Genomic DNA, 18,376 nt, shown 5'->3' with positions numbered 1-18,376 from the left:
CTCAAGCGTCAGCGATGAACGGAACGGGGGAAGAAGGCGCCAGCCCGCCGCGACACTTGAGCACCCGCAACTGACTGGGGCGCGCGTCGATGGCAATGCGCAGCGCGGCCGGAGACGGATTGGCTGCCGCCTCATGCCCACGGCAGGCAAAGGCCAGGGTTTCACCGGTTTCGGCGGCCACCTGCAAACGACGCAAGGCACGGTCGTCGACCTTGGTCGGCCAGCACAGCACCGCGCCGCAACTGCCCGAACGCAGGCATTGCTCCACCGCCCACAGGGCATCGCGCTCGTTGGCGTGGATGATCGACAACTGCTTCAGGTCGATGCCCGCCATCTGCCACGCCTGGGCATAGGGCAAAAAAGGAGGCGCAACCAGCACGATGCGCTCGCCGCTGTCCGCCAGTCGCGCCAGGGTCGGCCACATCAGACGCAACTCGCCGCTGCCGTTGGCCGCCACCAGCACTTCAGTCATTGCTGCAGGCGGCCAGCCTCCCATGGGCAACGCCGCATCGAGGGCGGCATGGCCGGTAGGCTGGGCGGCAACCGAGGCAACGTGCTGACGCCCCTTCCAGACGCGTCGCTCGTCCAGCAGCGCGTCGAGGCTGACCACCGCGCCCATCATTCCCGGCGCACCAGGCCACAGAACACGCCTTCGATGGCGAAGTCCTGGTCGGGCCGCACGATGATCGGTTGATATGCCGGGTTGCGCGGCAGCAAGCGAAGCTGATCATCGCCGCGCTCAAGGCGCTTGATGGTCACTTCGCCGTCCAGCCGGGCGACGATGATCTGACCGTCGCGGGCCTCGGCGCTTTGCAGGATGCCCACCAGATCACCGTCGAAGATGCCGTCGTCGATCATTGAGTCCCCGCTCACCCGCAACAGGTAATCCGGGACGCGCATGAAGGTGCGGCTGTCGAGCGTGAAGGTGTCGTGATTGTCGAGGTCGGGCCCGATGGGCGCGCCGGCGGCCACCCGACCGAGTACGAGAATGTCGAGCATCTGCGGCCGTGGCCCAGTGTCCAGCAGGCGGATGCCGCGGGCCTGATTGGCGACGACTTCGATCAAGCCGGCGTCGGTCAGGGCCACGATGTGCTTGCGCGCGACACTGCGGGAAGCAAAACCGAAGGCTTCGGAAATTTCAGCCAGGCTGGGAGGCTGGCCATTCTGGGCGATGCGATCTCGTATGAACGTGAGGATGGCAGCGCGTTTGGGGGATAGGGTCGTCATGGAGCACATTTGTACTCTTTTCGACTAATCCTGACCAGCGCCTCCTGTCGATCCCTTGGCAATTTTTGTAACAGAGCGGCGAATCCACAGAATCGCCCCCCCTTATTTCATTTATTGCGATGGGTGCTATCTAGCGCTCAAACAACGCCTGGATCTGCGGGTAGGTCAGGCTGCCTTCGGTGACCGCTTCCGATCGCCCTTCCTGCAGAAAGCCCCGCGCCAGTTGCTCGGCCTGTCCCCATAAGGTCTGCGTGATGGTGGACCCGGCGCTCAAACGGTGCACGCCCAGCTGGGCCAGCGCGTCGGCGGCGGGCAGGCCCTGTCGCGCCAACAGATTGATGGGCAGGTCGATGCCTGCAACGACGGTCTTGATGTGCTCGACATCCACCAATGCCGCCACGAACAGGCCGTCTGCACCCGCTTCCCTGTAAAGCTGGCCGCGCTTCAGTGTTTCCTCCAGACGCAACTCTTCAGCGACCAGACTCGCCAGGTAAACGTCGGTGCGGGCGTTGATAAAGACGTCCAGCCCGTTGCGGGCCGCCATGCTTTTGATCGCCTCGATCTTGCGGGCCAGCAGCACCGGCGCGTCGGAAGCGTCCTCGATATTGATGCCGATCGCGCCGACGTCCAGCACCCGCTTGACGTTTTCCGCCACGGTTTGCGGGTCGTCCGAGTAGCCGTTTTCCATGTCCACCGACAGCGGCACGTTGATCAGCCGCGCGATGCTGGCCGCGACGGTTACCGCGATGTCCACCGGAAACACACGGCCATCGGCATAGCCCTGGGCCCAGGCGACCCCGGCGCTGGTGGTCGCGATGGCGGTGGCGCCGAGGCTTTCGAACAGCCGAGCGCTGCCGGCATCCCAGGCATTGGGCAGGCGCAAAACGGTGGACTGGTGGTGCAGTGAGCGAAACGTCTGAGCGGAACCGGGCATGATCATCTCCATTGATTCGGTTTCTGTGCGGGTTTTTACTGACAGGGTGTGCGTGTGTGTGGGGGCCAGTCTAGAACAGTGACGCCTGGGTCAAAGCCGCCGCCGTAATGCCCTTGCCACGCGACGCGGGCTGATACCCCTCAAGCGTCAGGAGCAGGTGCTTGGCGTAGAGGCCACCGGCAAAACCGGTGAGCGCGCCGGAACTGCCGATCACCCGGTGGCACGGGGCGATGATGGAAATCGGGTTCTTGCCATTGGCGGCACCGACGGCGCGCACGGCGGCGGGGTTGCCGATCTGCACGGCAATGTCGAGATAACTGCGGGTTTCGCCGAAAGGAATATTCAACAAGGCCTGCCAGACTTTCTGCTGAAATGCGGTGCCATGGAATTCGAGCTCAAGGTCGAAGCGCTGTCGGCGACCGGCAAAGTATTCGCCGAGCTGGCGCTCGGTCCGGTCCAGCATATCGCTGCCGGCATCTTCGCTCATCGGCCCGAGCAGCACGCGGTTGGGGCGGTCGGTTTCCCAGAGCACGGCGGCCAGACGCGGGCCCTTGGCGATCAGCTTCAACTGACCGACCGGGGAATCGATGAAGCGGTAGGTGAAGATCATCGTCTGGCTCCTGCTCTGACTTGTGGCCTGGCTTGCGGTCTTGCGCGTGTTGCGGATTTCGCACTGGATCGTGGTGCGCCTTGGTCATCGGCAATGACCCGACATGATCCGTGATCATGCGGCATGACCCAGACCGTCCGGGCGCCGGGTCGAATGCCGACATACTACTCGCGCGCCCGGTTCGAACCACCCGCTTCTTGCGCTCGAACTCACAGGTCAGCCGCCCTTCTGCTTGCCCGCCGCGTCCGCCGCGGAATTCCAGATGTGAATCGCGGCGTAGGCGCGCCAGGGTTTCCAGGCTTCGGCCCGCGCCTTGTGCTGCGGCAGGCGCAGCAGGGTCGGCTCCTGCAGGGTCATCAGATTCATCAGCACCAGATCGGCGGCAGGCCAGGCGTCCGGGTCACGCCAGGCGCGCATGGCGATGTATTCCACGGTCCAGGGGCCGATGCCGGGCATGGCCAGCAACTGTCGCCGTAAATCGCCAATGACGCCATGACGAACGTCAAGGGACAGCTCGCCACTGGCCACCGCCGCCGCGAGACGCTGCAGGGTCTCGACGCGCTTGCCGGGCATGCCGATCTTGTCCAGGTTGGCCTGCGCCAGGGCCTCAGGCGTCGGGAAGCGCCAGGCCAATTGTTCATGCAGCCCATCGTGGACCTGAACCCCGGCGCGCTGCACGAGGCGACCGATAATCGTCGTCGCACCCTTGACGCTGACCTGCTGCCCGACAATCGTGCGCACCGCCAGCTCGAACCCGGAAAACGCCCCCGGCACGCGCAGCCCCGGGCGACGCTGCACCAGCGAGGCCAGCCACGGGTCTTGCGAGAGAGCCTGGTCGATGATGGGCGGTTCGGCGTACAGATCGAACATGTGCGAAACCGGCACGATCAGCTCATCAATGTGCTGGCTGACCTCGCCATGGACGGTCGCCAGCAATTGCTGCCCGTCCGGCGCCAGTGCGACCGACAAGGCACCTTGGCTGCCCTTGAAGTCGATCGTGCGCATGTACACCCCATCGACCACCGCCTCCACGCCCGCCGTCATCCGCGCCGCAAAGAAATCGAGCATGCGCTGCCAGTCGAACGGCGGGTTGAAGGGGATCAGGCGCGAGGCGTGGGGCTGGAGAGGTCGAAGCATGGGGAATCGCCGGCAGTCAGGTCGGCTGACGCTAGCGTAATCGATGAAGGCGTACAAATTTTTTGGGCTCGAACACATCAGGCGGTGTCGACCCCAGGACCGGATCGCGCCCCGACTGTAGGACCGGCTTCAGCCGGAAACATGACAGGTGTCACACCGCAGAATTGGGGGTGAGTACACCGGCCTCTTCCCGGCTGAAGCCGGTCCCACAATGGCATCGCGTCCTACGAGGGGATCCCATGCATTCCCGTCAGCTCGGGCAGCCCACTGCGCCGCCGTTGAGGTTCTGCTTGTAGTTTTCGTACTGCAGCGTGGCTTTGCCGTCGTTCCACTTGAGCGTCAGGACCAGCACGGAATCGAAGTCCTCGGCAACCCAGTCGTCGACCAGTTTGAGTTTCTCGCCCGATGCCTCCTCGGCGACTTTGTTGATCAGCTCCGGCAGGTAACCGTGGGACCAAGCCGTGTAGATAGTGGCGTCGTGGTATTTGTCGCGCATCAACTCATCGGCCAGATCACCGGTGTCGTTGGCAGCGAAGTCGATGTTCACCGGCAGGCCCAGCTTGATCGCGCTGGGGCCAACGGTCATGAGCGGGCGAAGGTAACTGTAGGAATGATCATGTTCGCCTTCTTCTACATGACGGCTGGGGTTCGCCGCGAAGATGAAGTCGGCCTTGCCGAAGGTGTTCGGCAGCACTGTGGACAGGTCGATAGCGCGATTAAGACCCTGACAATTGAGCTGACCCAGGCCGGTTTCGGGCTTCTCGGCGTGGCGTAGAAACACCAGCGTCTGAGTGCCGTTCTTGGACTCGGCGTGCACGCCTTTACCGGCGGCGAACCAGAAAATGGCGGACGCGATCAGCAGGGTCGGCAACAGAAAATAGGTCATGCGCTGCATTGCGCGGGACAACAGAGGAGGCGTTGAAAGGCTCATATCGGCATGGAATTCTGATGGTTCGTGATGGGCGTGACGCCCGATGCAACGTCCTTGTCAGCGTGTGGCTCGGCGCAGTATGGCGAGCGAATGTTTCCGTATAACGAATGCCCATCAGATGAGTAAATGCTCAAGAGGTTGCACGCAACCACCTGATTTCCCGAATTAATCGCCGAACGGTCAAATGGCGTTGTTTTGAGTCAACGGTGTGTAGCCGCTGCGGACCACCGCGCTGAGCAGTACAGCGACCTCCGCGGAGGTGCCAATTACCTTTGTTCGCCCAGCAACAGTCAATCAACAGACTGTTGTTTCAGAAACCCCGCTGCCTCTGTTCTGCCCCGCAAATACGGCATAACGGCGGCCTCTGGCCAATGGCACAAAGCCTGCAATATTCCAATCAAGCAGACCGATTCGCTCCGAATGCTGATTTCGCCATAAGCAGCCGTGCGCAGCTTCCGCCCCTTGATTGGACACTTACCCATGACCCCATTTTCCCGTCTGCCGACTTCTTTCAAACTGCTCGCCGTTGCTCTTGCCCTGACGCTACTGCCGCAGGCCCAGGCTGCCGAGGCGCCACCTGCCGAGGTGCATCTCGATTACGCCTACTACTCGCCGGTCAGTCTGGTGCTCAAGCATTTTGGCTGGCTGGAAAAGGCGCTGCCACAGAGCAACGTCAGCTGGGTGTTCAGCCAGGGCAGCAACCGCTCGCTGGAATACCTCAACAGCGGTGGCGTCGACTTCGCTTCCTCCGCCAGTCTTTCAGCGGTACTGGCGCGGGCCAATGGCAGCCCGATCAAATCGGTTTATGTCTACAGCCGCGCCGAATGGACCGCCCTGGTGGTGCGCAAGGACTCGACGCTGCAGAGCGTTGCCGACCTGAAAGGCAAGAAAATTGCCGCCACCAAAGGCACCGACCCTTACCTGTTCACCCTGCGCGCCTTGCAGCAGGCGAAGCTGACCAAGGACGACGTCGAACTCTTGCATCTGCAGCACCCGGATGGCCGCATTGCGCTGGAGAAAGGCGACGTCGATGCCTGGGCGGGGCTCGATCCGCACATGGCGGCAAGCGAAATTCAGGCCGGCTCGCGCTTGCTGTACCGCAACAAGGACTTCAACAGCTTTGGCGTCGTCAGCGTGACCGAGCGCTATGCGAAGGAGCACCCGGAAGCGATCAAAACCGTCCTTGGCGCGTACGAAAAAGCCCGGGAGTGGTCGCTGAAACATCCGGACGAGCTGGCGCAATTGCTCGCCACCGAGTCAGGCCTGCCGCTGGATGTCGCCAAACTGCAATTGACCCGCACTGACCTCGGCAGCCCCCTGCTGACCGACAAGGACGTCACCGCGTCGAAGGCCGCCGCGCCGATTCTGGTGTCCGAAGCGCTGGTGCGCAAAGGCACGAACGTCGACCAGATCATCGACCAATTGATCGACCCTAGTTTCGGCAACGCGATCGACGTCCAGCCATGAGCAACACGCGGGGCAGCCAAGCCAGTGGCAGCAGCATCGGAAACAGCGTCAGCCCCAGGGCTCAGGCGTTGAAGGACGAGGCATCTGACGCGCCACCGGTTGTGCGGCAAGCCCATGGGAATTGGCGGACCCGCTTGAAGGGCCTTGCCGTGCCGGTGGCTATTTTGCTCTTGCTGGAAGTCGCCGTACGGGTGGGCTGGGTGCAGTCCTACCAGATGCCGGCCCCCAGCGAGATTGCAACGACCCTGACTGATCTGGCCGACGGCGCGCTGTGGAAACACATCGGCGCCAGCCTGACGCGTGTGCTGTCGGGGTTCGCGATCGGCGCGGGGCTGGGGCTGGTGTTTGCGGCGTGGGTCGGACTCAGCCGCGAGGCGGAAGCGTATCTGGAGCCGACGTTCGCCGGCCTGCGCTCCATCCCGAGCCTGGCTTGGGTGCCACTGTTGCTGTTGTGGCTGGGGATTGGTGAGACCTCCAAGATTGTGTTGATTGCCATTGGGGCGTTTTTCCCGGTGTACCTGAACGGCGTTGCGGCCATTCGCAATATTGATCGCAAGCTGGTGGAGGTGGGGAGGATGTATCGCTTCAGTCGGCGGCAGATGATCGTGCATGTGTTTTTGCCCGCCGCGCTGCCCGGTTTGTTCACCGGTTTGCGTTCGGGGTTGAGTCTGGCGTGGATGTTTCTGGTGGCGGCGGAATTGATCGCCGCGACGAAAGGGTTGGGTTATTTACTGAGTGACGGGCGCGAGACGTCACGGCCCGATATTGTGCTGGCGGCGATCATTGTGTTGGCGGTGTTGGGCAAGCTGACCGATGGGGTGCTGGCGATGCTGGAGCGGCGGTTCCTGGCCTGGCGGGATGCTTTTACAGGTTGAGATCAAGATCAAAATCTAAAGCGTCGGCCTAACGGCCTCGGTTTCGCCTTCGGCGAGTTACTTGGAAAAGCACCCCAAGTAACCAAGGGTGCTTGCTCTCGGTTGGGCCCTTCGTTCCTCAGGGTTCCTTCACTCCGGTCTCGCTCCGTGGGCCCGCTGCCATCCGCCATCCATGGCGGGGGGCAGCTCTCGCCGCATCCATGCGGCTAGGCCCACTCCACGAGACCTCCGTTCAGCCTGCACCAAAGTCGCGTTATGCGGTGCCTGAACTATCTCGGTTGAAGATCAAGATCAACAGCTTCCCGGCTGAAGCCGGTCCTACGTTTGGACCGCATACTCTCGCGCAATGAACGTGCCCACGCTCCGCGTGGGTATGCATCCCAGGACGCTCTGCGTCCATTCCCGGCTAAAGCCGGTCCCGCTAAAGGCACCGCATACAACCTGTGGAATCGCCTCCAACTGTAGGACCGGCTTCAGCCGGGAAGCCCTTGATCTGCTTTTGATGTGCTTTTGATCTTCGTACACAAAATGCCCAGACACCGCGAATCGCGACTTGGGTGCAGGCTGAACGCAGGTTTCGCGCAGTGGGCCGAGCCGCAGGGATGCGGCGAGAGCGCCGTCAGGACATGGATGTCCGTTTGGCGCGGGCCCACGGAGCGAGACCGGAGTGAAGGAACCCTGAGGAACGAAGGGCCAAACCGTGAGCAAGCACCCTTGGTTACTTGGGGTGCTTTTCCAAGTAACTCGCCGAAGGCGAAATATCTGCCGTTAGGCAGATGCTCTGAAAGCCATATTGACGCCAACCCCGAATCTGGTGTCTCCTGAAACCGGTTTCAGAGCCAAAGAGCTCTCCCCATAAGCCTGCTGATAAATCCAATAAGGTCCAGGCCGTGAACAGCATCTCCACCCCGACGCGCACCCGCGTCACCATGAACGACGTCGCCGACCTCGCCGGCGTCTCCAAGGCCAGCGTCTCGCGCTTCATCGGCGATGACCGCCAACTGCTGTCCGACGCCATCGCCAAACGCATCGAACAGGCCATCGACACCCTCGGCTATCGCCCCAACCAAATGGCCCGCGGCCTCAAACGCGGCCGCACCCGCCTGATCGGCATGCTCGTCGCCGACATCCGCAACCCCTACTCCATCGCCGTCATGCACGGCGTCGAAACCGCCTGCCGCAAGCACGGCTACAGCCTCGTCGTCTGCAACACCGACCGCGACGACGAACAGGAACGCCTGCACCTCGCGGCACTGCGCTCCTACAACATCGAAGGCCTGATCGTGAACACCCTCGGCCATCACCTCGACGAACTGCGCGAACTGCACCGCGAACTGCCGATGGTGCTGGTGGACCGCAAAGTCGATGAACTGCGCAGCGATCTCGTCGGCCTCGACAACGTCGCGGCAGTCCGGCAAGCGCTGGATCATCTGCATGAAGCCGGATACCGCGACGTACTCATGGTCACCGAACCCCAGGACGGCACCAGTTCGCGGATCGAGCGGGTCGACGCCTTCAAACACCAAATCACTCAGCGCGCCGGCATGCGTGGCCAGGTCTGCGAAACCGGCGAACCACTGCGCGACCGGTTGCGCGACTTCCTCGCGCAGCAAGGCCCCGGCCCCAAGGCCCTGTTCACTGCCAACGGCGTCGCTACCCTGATCACCACCCGTCAACTGCATGAGCTGGGCTGCCACCTGTTCAACGACATCGGCCTGATCGCCCTCGACGAGCTGGACTGGTACCCACTCGTCGGCAGCGGCATCACCTCCCTGGCGCAGCCCACCCACGAAATGGGCATTACCGCCTTCGAGTGCCTGCTGAACCGACTGCGTGGCGACCAGGAGCCGGTGCGGCTGTACGACTTCCCTGCACAGTTGATCGCCCGCGGCTCGACCCGACGACAGACCTGACCGACCCAAACAGATACCGCAGGTCAACCACTGCACGCCGACGCGAACTTTTACTCGGTTCGCTCGTTCGAACAAAAATGTAACCGGTTTCAGAGGACAATAATAATGACCCTACCATCCGTTGCCATCAGCCTTGGCGCCTTCGGTGCCGATCATGTACGCGGCCAAGGCCAGGCCAGTTTCATCCCGTTGCTGGTCAACGCTGGCGTCACGCGCATCGAGCTGCGGGAAGAGCTGTTCAGCCCCAGCGTCGACGACCAAGACCTCCCTGCCCTCGCCCGCGCCATTGCGGCTCACGGCCTGGAATGCCTGTACTCCGCTCCCCTTGAGCTGTGGCTCGAAGGCGACAGTCAGCCGAACCAAGAACTCATCCCGACCCTCGAACGCGCCACGGCGTGCGGTGCGTTCTGGCTCAAAGTATCGCTGGGGCATTTTGGCGAGCACTGCGACGTGGCGGCGCTGGCCGATCGTCTTGCACCCTATGACGTTCACTTGCTGGTGGAAAACGATCAGACCGAGCAAGGTGGCCGCATCGAGCCCTTCGTTCGGTTCTTCGCGCAGCTCACCGCGCTGCAAATGCCCATCGGCATGACCTTCGACATCGGCAACTGGCGCTGGCAGGAACAGTCCGCCCGCGACGCCGCACAGCAGCTGGGGCGTTACGTCGAGTACCTGCACTGCAAGGCAATCACCCGGAACGGGGCAGGCAAGCTCATCGCCGTACCGCCAGCGCCGGCCGATCTGCAAGCGTGGGAACAGCTCATCCAGCACATGCCGGTAAACCTGCCCCGCGCCGTTGAATACCCGCTGCAAGGCGATGACCTGCTGCAAGTGACCCGCGAACAGGTTGCCCTGCTCGCCCGCCTTGGCCAGTCGCAGCCCACTCACTCCAACGCGAAGGAAACGGAGGCGCTGAGCCATGTCTGAGATCGATATTCTCTCGTTCGGTGAGACCATGACCATGCTGGTGGCCGAGCAAACCGGTGACTTGGCGCAGGTTCGCCACTTCGAGAAACGCATCGCCGGCGCCGACAGCAATGTGGCGATCGGGCTGTCCCGACTGGGCTTCAAAGTGGCGTGGCTAAGCCGGGTCGGCAACGATTCCATGGGCCGCTTCGTCACCGACAGCCTGCAACAGGAAGGCGTCGATTGCGGCCACGTTACCGTGGACGCCGCGCACCCCACCGGCTTTCAGTTCAAATCCCTGGAGCTGGAAGGCGCGGACCCTGTGGTCGAGTACTTCCGTCGCGGCTCGGCGGCCAGCCATCTGTCGGTCAACGACATCGTCCCCGATCTGCTCAAGGCCCGGCATCTGCACGCCACGGGCATCCCGGCGGCGCTGTCCGACACCTGTCGGGAGCTTTCCCACGTGCTGATGACGCAAATGCGCGAGGCCGGCCGCAGCGTGTCGTTCGACCCCAATCTGCGGCCTTCGCTGTGGTCGAGCCAGGCGACGATGATCCGCGAAGTCAACCACCTTGCCAGCCACGCCCACTGGGTCATGCCGGGGCTGGCCGAGGGTGAGTTGCTCACCGGTTTCGACACACCGGCGGACATCGCCCGTTTCTACCTGGACATGGGCGTCGAGGCGGTGATCATCAAACTCGGCGCCAAGGGTGCGTATTACCGCACCCAACTCAATGAGGCGTTCCTGCCCGGCGTGCCGGTGCCAAAGGTGGTCGACACCGTGGGCGCAGGCGACGGTTTTGCCGTCGGCGTGATCAGCGCGCTGCTGGAAAACCTCGGCTTCGAACAGGCCACTGCCCGGGGCAACTGGGTCGGCAGCCAGGCCGTGCAAAGCCGTGGCGACATGGAAGGCCTGCCCTCCCGCGCCGCCCTCGATGCGGCCAACGTCTCGGCAGGCGCGCGACGACAGAGCGCCTGACCCTCGCGTTTACACACACCGAATCTTCATCACCTGCTGCGACAAAAACAACATGCTCAGGGAGCCTGAAATGGACAATCTGCTCGAATCCGTGAAACACGCCGGCCTCAAACGTCGCTGGCTATTGATCATGCCCATCGTCTTCATCACCTACAGCCTGGCGTACCTGGACCGCGCCAACTATGGCTTTGCCGCTGCTTCGGGGATGGCCGAAGACCTGCACATCACGCCGGGCATGTCGTCCCTGCTGGGGGCGTTGTTTTTCCTCGGTTACTTCTTCTTCCAGGTGCCCGGCGCCATCTATGCGCAGAAGAAAAGCGTCAAGAAACTCATCTTCGTCAGCCTGATTCTGTGGGGCGGCCTGGCCACCCTGACCGGCATCGTCTCCAACGCCTACATGCTGATCGGCATCCGCTTCATGCTCGGTGTGGTCGAAGCGGCCGTCATGCCGGCGATGCTGGTGTACCTCTGCTACTGGTTCACCAAGGCCGAACGCTCGCGGGCCAATACCGTGCTGATTCTCGGCAACCCGGTGACGATGCTGTGGATGTCGGTGGTGTCCGGCTATCTGGTGGCGCACTTCAGCTGGCGCTGGATGTTCATCGTTGAAGGCCTGCCGGCGGTGATCTGGGCGTTTATCTGGTGGCGTCTGGTGGACGAGCGTCCGGCCCAGGCCAAGTGGCTGACCGCTGAAGAAAAGACCGAACTGCAAGCGCGCCTCGACGCCGAACAGGTCGGCATCAAGCCAGTGAAAAACTACGCCGAAGCCTTCCGCTCGCCACGCGTGCTGCTGCTGGCCGCGCAGTATTTCTGCTGGAGCATCGGCGTTTATGGCTTCGTGCTGTGGCTGCCGACGATCATCAAGAAAGGCATGCAGATGGACATGGTTGAAGCCGGCTGGCTTTCTGCCTTGCCGTATCTGGCGGCGGTGATCGGCATGGTGCTGGTGTCGTGGGCGTCCGATAAAACCCAGAAGCGCAAAGCGTTTGTCTGGCCGCCGCTGCTGCTGGCCGCCGTTGCGTTCTACGGTTCGTACGCGCTGGGCACCGAGCATTTCTGGTGGTCGTACTCGCTGCTGGTCATTGCCGGTGCCTGCATGTACGCGCCCTACGGTCCGTTCTTCGCCATCGTCCCGGAAATCCTCCCGGCCAACGTCGCGGGCGGCGCCATGGCCTTGATCAACAGCCTCGGCGCGCTGGGTTCCTTCGCCGGTTCCTACCTCGTCGGCTACCTCAACGGCGTCACCGGCACCTTGAGCGCGTCGTACCTGTTCATGAGCGGCGCGCTGCTGGTGTCGGTGGTGCTGACGCTGCTGCTCAAGCCGGACAGCAAGCCCCGCCCGCTGAGCGACAAGCCTGGCGTTGGTCCCGCGCCTGCCCATTCCTGATCCGGAGCCCTTCGATGACTCACCATGTTGTGCTGTACAAAAAACTCTCGGCGCCTTTGATGGAGCGCCTGCAAGCCCAGGCCGAGGTCACGCTGATCGACGATCCGAAATCCAGCGACGGCCTGGCCCGCCTGCGCGACGCCCTGCCCCGCGCCGATGCCCTGCTCGGCGCGAGCGTGAAGCTGGATGCCGAGCTGCTGGACCTGGCGCCGAAGCTCAAGGCGGTGTCCAGCGTCTCGGTGGGCGTCGACAACTACGATATCGAGTACCTGATACGGCGCGGCATTCTGCTCACCAACACGCCGGATGTGCTGACCGAAACCACCGCTGACACCGGTTTCGCGCTGATCATGGCCACTGCCCGTCGGGTGGTGGAGCTGGCGAATATGGTTCGCGATGGCCAGTGGAAGCAGAACATCGGGCCAAAGCATTTCGGCTCAGATGTGCATGGCAAGACGTTGGGCATCATCGGCATGGGCCGGATTGGCGAAGCGGTCGCGCAACGGGGTCATTTCGGTTTCGGGATGCCGGTGATCTATCACAGCCACTCACCGAAGCCGGCGGTGGAAGCGCGCTTTGAGGCCCGCTATCGCAGCCTGGAGGACCTGTTGCGCGAAGCTGATTTTGTCTGCCTGACCGTGCCGCTGACCGCTGAAACCGAGGGACTGATTGGCACGGAACAATTTGCGCAGATGCGCCCGGAGACGATCTTCATCAACATCGCCCGGGGCAAAGTGGTGGAGGAGCCGGCGCTGATTGCCGCGCTGCACAACGGCCAGATCCGCGCGGCAGGTCTGGACGTCTTTGAACAGGAGCCCGTGAGCCCGGACTCGCCGCTACTGAGGATGGACAACGTGGTGGCAACCCCCCACATGGGCTCGGCGACCCACGAAACCCGCGAGGCCATGGCCCGCTGTGCCGTGGACAACCTGCTGGCGGCCCTGGCAGGCGAGCGACCGAAGGATCTGGTCAATCCTGCTGCGTGGCATGGCTGACATCTACCCGGTGGGATCAGGTAATGCTCGCGAACTCAGCCCGTCGAGCAAGCTCGCTCCCACTCGATTCCGCCAGTCCTTGAGACCTGTGACCCTCACCAAATCAGCCGCTTAGACCACAAACTTCGCCACCATTGCTTTCAGGTCCACCGCCAGTCGTGACAGTTCATGGCTGGCCGCGCTGGTCTGGTTCGCGCCGGCCGCCGTCTGCGCGGCGAGGTCGCGGATGTTGACCAGATTGCGGTCGACTTCCCTGGACACCTGCGCCTGCTCTTCCGATGCGCTGGCGATCACCAGGTTGCGTTCGTTGATCTGGGCAATGGCTTCGGTGATCAGTTCCAGTGCATCACCCGCCGAACTGGCCAGGCTGAGCGTGGTGCGGGTGCTCTCGGTGTTGCGCGACATGGATTGCACAGCGTCGCCGGTGCGGGTCTGAATGCCGGCGACCATCTGTTCGATTTCCGTGGTCGATTGCGCGGTGCGGTGGGCCAGCGCGCGGACTTCGTCGGCGACCACGGCAAACCCGCGACCCGCCTCCCCCGCACGCGCGGCCTCGATGGCCGCGTTGAGGGCCAGCAGATTGGTCTGCTCGGCAATCGAGCGAATCACGTCCAGCACCTTACCGATGTCACGCCCCTGGGCAGCAAGCCCCTCGACCAGCCCGGAAGTGGCCTGGATCTGCTGGGCCATGTCCTGAATCGACCTAACCGTCTCGATGACCCGTTCACGGCCCTGACGCGCAGTCTGGTTGGACTGCTGTGACGCTTCGGACGTCGACACCGCGTTGCGCGCGACCTCCTCGACGGCGGCCGTCATCTCGTTGACCGCCGTTGCCGCCTGCTCGATCTCGTTGTTCTGCTGTTGCAAACCGCGCGAGGACTCTTCTGTCACCGCGCTCAGTTCCTCGGCCGCCGAGGCCAGTTGCGTGGACGAGCCGGAAATCAGCTCGATGGTCTGGCGCAGATTGCGCTGCATCGTTGCCAGGGCGCGCAACAGCAGGGTCGCTTCGTCCTTGCCGTCGACTTCGATGGACCGGGTCAGATCGCCCGATGAAATTTCTTCTGCGGCACGAACCGCTCGGCTCATCGGGTTGACGATACTTCGGGTGAGCACCCACGCCAACAGGATGGTGAGCAGGACGGCGACCGCTGACACCGCAATCATGCTCAGGTTGGCGCTTTCATATTCCTGTCTGGAAATCTCTCCCGCTTCCGTGGCGCTCTTCGTGTTCATGGCGATCAACTGGTTGATCTGCGCACCCATGAGATCAGTGGCTTCCTTCATGCGGGTGTTGATCAACGCGCGCATGTCATCAACCTTGTCTTGATGGGACAAATCCAGCACGTTGGCCTGAATGCCAAGGAACGTCGCCAGCGTCGCTTCAAACTGGTTGTAAAGCGCCAGCTCATCCGCCTCGGCCGGCAGTGCGGCGTAGGCTTTTTTGGCAGCCTGCAACTTACCGATCAGTTCAGCGATCCGTGCATCGGTTTCACGCAGCGATGCCGGTTCCCGGTTGACCAGCGTGCGAAACGAGGTGATGCGCAAGCGCAGGCTGTTCTCCAGCATCCCGGTTAAATGGCCGATACTCGGCAGTTGGTTGGACTCCATGTCAATGGTGGCCTGGCGAATCTGCGCCATCCGGTGGACCGAGAAAACGCTCAAGCCAATGACCAGCGCGGCAATGAAAGCGAATCCCAGGAATGCGCGAGGCGCAATGTTCATGTTTCTTATCGACATGGATGATCTCTCTGGAAGGCTGATACTGCATGGCGTCTTTTTATTGTCACTCGTCCTGTTATCGGCAGCGCCTTAACTTTCATGCGAACGCTTTAAACGTTTAAAGAGATATATTTATGCGCGCCAACTTCGTACGAGAGCTTTTAGATAGCTATAACGATTCAGCCTTTGTTTAAACATGCGCCTGGATATAAGCGTCACATGACAAAGATCAACTAAAGATGAAATTTCCAATCGGCCGGGATTTATTTACCGACACGGTCTAAACGCGGTGCTACCTTTACCTGACCCTTGGTCTGGGTGCCGGGCTTGGCCAAGCGACGTGTCGATCGCTACCGAAGCCTGGACAGACCTGCCGTTTTCCTACCCTGCGGAGCTTGTGAAGTGCTCGATTGAACGAGGTGGGTCCATGAACAAAGTCACGTTCCCGAACGCCTGCCAGCTGATGCGCTGGCATTTTCATCCGGTGGGCTTCGAAGCCAACATGGATGCACCCGGCAGTATGGTGGCCCGCCTGTTCGACCGGGCCAGCGGCGAGACGGTGATCGCCATCGCCGCCATCCCCTGCGCCACCGTGATGAATGCGACGGATGTCGAGCGCATCATCGAGGCCATCGAACTGGAGATCGAAACCTTCATTCCGAGACGCTCGCTGTACCTCAATCGGGCCTGAAGGCCTGGGCGTCATGCTCTATTCGACTGAAGTGCCGAGTGACGTGCTCAACGAAGTGCTGAGTGAAGCAGCGCCTCGGCGATCATCGAAAAACGGCTTGTCCCCTGCAACCCGCGCCGACGCGCGCGGGATGTTTGCATCGTCGTTACCCGCGGCGTCGATAAACCAGTAGCAGTGACGAACCGCGCGGGTGATGGCGACATAGGCCAGACGCAACACTTCATCTTTCTGCGCGTTGTCGAACGCTTCCAGATCCCCTTCCCGGCCCAGACCCGCCAGCTGATAGACCTGATTCTTGTACGGCGACTGCGTCAGATGCTGACAATCGCCGAGCAGAAACACGGCGTCGGCCTGCAGGCCCTTGGCGCTGTGGTAGGTCAGTTGCTTCAGGCGACGTTCCTGGGGCGGCAACCGGTAATCGGCATCGGCGAGGGCCTGCAAGGCTTCCGGCAAGCGGCTGCGTTCACTGCCTTTGCGGTACAGCAGCAGCACCGAGTCGCCGGCATTGTAATGTTCCGTCAGGCTGGCGAGCAGCCGGTCATCGTCGCGGTCCAGTACGGTCACCGGCAGCAGCGCCTGCTCGGCGCCGCTCGCGCGGGCCTTCTTGCCGCTGATGGCCGGCGCGGCGCGTACGATGTGTTCGGCGGCGTCGATGATGTGCTGGTGGCTGCGGAAGTTGTCGCTGAGCATGACCTTGGTGGTCGCGGGGGAGGAAAACTCCTTGGCAAACTCCATGAAGAATTTCGGCGAACTGCCGCGCCAGCCGTAGATCGATTGCCAGTCATCGCCCACGCACAGCAGCGATGAACGCTGGGCGCCACGCCCGACATGCAGCGCCGGACCACGACTGCGGATCTCGCGCAGGCTGGCGCGGATCCACGAGACGATCTGCGGCGAGACGTCCTGGAACTCATCGATCATCAAATGCGACAGCGGTCGCAGCCCCGCGTCACTGACCAGCTTGAGGTTTTCGGGCGAGTTTTCACCGAACAGCGAGAACATCCGGTTGTAGGTCATTACCGGCGGCGATTGATCCAGCAGGTGATTCTCGAAGGCCTTCCAGAACAGGCTGAGTGCTTCGAAGAAAAACCGGTCGGGGTCCTGATCCGAGAAGCTCATCTGCGCCACGGCGTCCGGGACGTCCAGCCCGAGGTTCTCGATGAAGCTGGCAGCGGCGACAAAACAGTCCAGCAGCGGCGCCGCGCTCAGCTCGCCTTTGACCTTGTAATCGAAGCCCGGCCCCGCCACGGCCGCGCCGGACAACGACTGCATCATGCCCCGCGAGGCCTGGTAGTTTTCCAGCCAGATGACCGGCTTGCGGCAAAACGCCTGAAACAGCGTGCGCTTGATCACCCACTCGGCCCACACCGGCAGCTTGGCGTCCGGGCGGCGCAAGTGCTGGTCTTCGCTGGGGTCGAAACCGAGGACGATCCAGGCATCCAGCTCGGCGGCATACCCGTGGACGTGGAAGGTCAGGCCGCTGACTTCGACGGTCTGGCGCATCGGCTCGACGCCCTGGATCGGCCAGGCGCCAGCGCGAATCCACAGGTCTTCGATGACGTCGCACAGTTCCTCGTCGCGCTTGGACGACAGGCCCATCACGGTGATGCGCTTCTGCACGTCCGGGTGATCGCGGTCCAGCTCCTTGAGTTGCAGGGACTGCCGGTACAGGGGCGCCATGACGTCACGAAAGCGTGAATTGGCGGCGTACAGATCGCGGTAACACAGGTTCAACTGCTGGCGCTGGGCGTCATTAATGCGCAGGTCGAATGGGTTGCTGTCGGCGCTGTCGTCGAAGAGCTGGCCGGACTGGCTGCTGAGGTTCTCGAAGGCCTGCAACTGCTCGAAACCCGGCAGGCTGCGCACCAGCGGCAGGATGCGCGAATGGAACGTGCGCACCACCTCGCGGGCCTGACGCAGGCTCAGGTCATGGCCCCACAGCGCCATGATCTCGATGAGTTTGTGGATGAAATCCTTGCGCGACTCGCGGGTGAAGGTGACCACGGTCATGGCGTCCAGCTCGAAGCCCAGGTAGTGATTGAGCAGCAGCACGCGCAACACCAGGGAGGTCGATTTGCCTGCCCCGGCACCGGCAATCACGTAGGTCGACGGCGTGTCGCTGAAAATCATCTTCCACTGGGCGGCGGTCGGTTGCGCGTGAGCGGGCAGCTTCTCGGCGACGTCAGCCTTGATGCGCTTTTTCAACTCGTTGGTCAGTGGCAGGCGCCAGTCGTCGAACAGGTGATCGTCACCCCGCGGACCGCGGTGCTCAAGGGGCCGGGTGTCGCGAATCACCAGCACCTGCCGGCCTTCTTCGATGCCATCCAGATGCCCCTCGGCGTAACCCTCGTTCATGCCCTCGGCATGGCCGTTGAGGTAGCCATCGGCGTGGCCCTGGTGCCACGACGGCACGTGCTGCGCCTGCATGCGCGACAGGCCGCCGCCCATCATTCGGGCCATGAGCCGTTTGAAGAACGGCAGGCGTTCGGGGGTGTTGAGGTCCGGCGGCAGTGAGTTGGGCTCGTTGGGTAGCTCGGCGGAAAAATCGTGCGGCACGCGGGCTCCGGGTATCGGGTTATCGACAGGGCGCCTATGGTCGCCCCAT

At 62.5% G+C, this 18,376-nt stretch carries 16 protein-coding genes; 8 read left to right on the top strand and 8 right to left on the bottom strand.

The features are described 5' to 3' along the window. Window position 1 precedes the first annotated feature (1 nt). From imuA to QWI18_RS13245, 6 genes are all read right to left on the bottom strand, one after another. Window positions 2–619, bottom strand: coding sequence for a translesion DNA synthesis-associated protein ImuA (gene imuA / locus QWI18_RS13270; RefSeq protein ID WP_192136057.1), 618 nt, complete (start codon window positions 617–619; stop codon window positions 2–4). Beyond that, a complete protein-coding gene (gene lexA / locus QWI18_RS13265; RefSeq protein ID WP_369319019.1) occupies window positions 619–1,236 on the bottom strand; it encodes a transcriptional repressor LexA in 618 nt (205 codons plus the stop codon). Before lexA ends, imuA begins: the two co-directional genes overlap by 1 nt. A 121-nt stretch (window positions 1,237–1,357) precedes the next feature. After that, entirely contained in the window at window positions 1,358–2,161 is an 804-nt protein-coding gene (locus QWI18_RS13260; RefSeq protein ID WP_369319018.1) for an isocitrate lyase/phosphoenolpyruvate mutase family protein, read from the bottom strand. A 70-nt stretch (window positions 2,162–2,231) separates the two neighbouring features. Further along, window positions 2,232–2,771 carry a methylated-DNA--[protein]-cysteine S-methyltransferase gene (locus tag QWI18_RS13255; RefSeq protein WP_192136027.1) on the bottom strand — a complete coding sequence of 180 codons (540 nt, stop codon included), beginning with the start codon at window positions 2,769–2,771 and terminating at the stop codon, window positions 2,232–2,234. 216 nt (window positions 2,772–2,987) lie between these two features. After that, window positions 2,988–3,908: a DNA-3-methyladenine glycosylase gene (locus QWI18_RS13250; RefSeq protein WP_192136025.1), complete on the bottom strand. Its 921-nt coding sequence runs from the start codon at window positions 3,906–3,908 to the stop codon at window positions 2,988–2,990. A 250-nt stretch (window positions 3,909–4,158) separates the two neighbouring features. Next, window positions 4,159–4,839, bottom strand: a complete 681-nt coding sequence (locus QWI18_RS13245; RefSeq protein ID WP_065990356.1) for a hypothetical protein — start codon at window positions 4,837–4,839, stop codon at window positions 4,159–4,161. A 480-nt stretch (window positions 4,840–5,319) separates the two neighbouring features. On the opposite strand from QWI18_RS13245, the gene QWI18_RS13240 reads away from it, so the two are divergent. From QWI18_RS13240 to QWI18_RS13210, 7 genes are all read left to right on the top strand, one after another. Continuing rightward, window positions 5,320–6,306 (top strand): aliphatic sulfonate ABC transporter substrate-binding protein, encoded by a 987-nt coding sequence (locus QWI18_RS13240; RefSeq protein WP_192136021.1) that lies wholly within the window; start codon window positions 5,320–5,322, stop codon window positions 6,304–6,306. Further along, window positions 6,303–7,181, top strand: coding sequence for an ABC transporter permease (locus QWI18_RS13235; RefSeq protein ID WP_192136019.1), 879 nt, complete (start codon window positions 6,303–6,305; stop codon window positions 7,179–7,181). The genes QWI18_RS13240 and QWI18_RS13235 overlap by 4 nt, the downstream gene beginning before the upstream one ends. 929 nt (window positions 7,182–8,110) lie before the next feature. Continuing rightward, complete coding sequence (locus QWI18_RS13230) at window positions 8,111–9,094, top strand: LacI family DNA-binding transcriptional regulator (protein ID WP_369319070.1); 984 nt, start codon at window positions 8,111–8,113, stop codon at window positions 9,092–9,094. A 105-nt stretch (window positions 9,095–9,199) separates the two neighbouring features. Next, window positions 9,200–10,021, top strand: coding sequence for a sugar phosphate isomerase/epimerase family protein (locus tag QWI18_RS13225; protein ID WP_369319017.1), 822 nt, complete (start codon window positions 9,200–9,202; stop codon window positions 10,019–10,021). Next, the gene (locus QWI18_RS13220) at window positions 10,014–10,979 is read left to right on the top strand and encodes a sugar kinase (RefSeq protein WP_369319016.1); all 966 of its coding nucleotides are present in this window, start codon (window positions 10,014–10,016) and stop codon (window positions 10,977–10,979) included. Before QWI18_RS13225 ends, QWI18_RS13220 begins: the two co-directional genes overlap by 8 nt. A 70-nt stretch (window positions 10,980–11,049) precedes the next feature. Further along, window positions 11,050–12,366: an MFS transporter gene (locus QWI18_RS13215; RefSeq protein WP_369319015.1), complete on the top strand. Its 1,317-nt coding sequence runs from the start codon at window positions 11,050–11,052 to the stop codon at window positions 12,364–12,366. A 14-nt stretch (window positions 12,367–12,380) separates the two neighbouring features. After that, window positions 12,381–13,361, top strand: coding sequence for a 2-hydroxyacid dehydrogenase (locus QWI18_RS13210; RefSeq protein WP_369319014.1), 981 nt, complete (start codon window positions 12,381–12,383; stop codon window positions 13,359–13,361). A gap of 111 nt (window positions 13,362–13,472) precedes the next feature. Here the strand turns inward: QWI18_RS13210 and QWI18_RS13205 are convergent, their stop codons facing one another. Further along, window positions 13,473–15,098 (bottom strand): methyl-accepting chemotaxis protein, encoded by a 1,626-nt coding sequence (locus tag QWI18_RS13205; RefSeq protein ID WP_369319013.1) that lies wholly within the window; start codon window positions 15,096–15,098, stop codon window positions 13,473–13,475. Window positions 15,099–15,489: 391 nt separating this feature from the next. Between QWI18_RS13205 and QWI18_RS13200 the strand changes: the two genes are divergently transcribed. Beyond that, window positions 15,490–15,771, top strand: coding sequence for a DUF1652 domain-containing protein (locus QWI18_RS13200; protein ID WP_296307175.1), 282 nt, complete (start codon window positions 15,490–15,492; stop codon window positions 15,769–15,771). A gap of 18 nt (window positions 15,772–15,789) precedes the next feature. Here QWI18_RS13200 and QWI18_RS13195 read toward each other — a convergent pair whose 3' ends face one another. Then, window positions 15,790–18,327 carry a UvrD-helicase domain-containing protein gene (locus tag QWI18_RS13195; RefSeq protein ID WP_369319012.1) on the bottom strand — a complete coding sequence of 846 codons (2,538 nt, stop codon included), beginning with the start codon at window positions 18,325–18,327 and terminating at the stop codon, window positions 15,790–15,792. Between the last annotated feature and the right edge of the window lie 49 nt (window positions 18,328–18,376).

The sequence above is a fragment of the Pseudomonas sp. W2Oct36 genome (assembly GCF_041060465.1).
Classification (GTDB): domain Bacteria; phylum Pseudomonadota; class Gammaproteobacteria; order Pseudomonadales; family Pseudomonadaceae; genus Aquipseudomonas; species Aquipseudomonas graminis_B.
The sequence above is the reverse complement of the archived record's forward strand: the minus strand, read 5'-3'. Positions and strand labels throughout refer to the sequence as shown.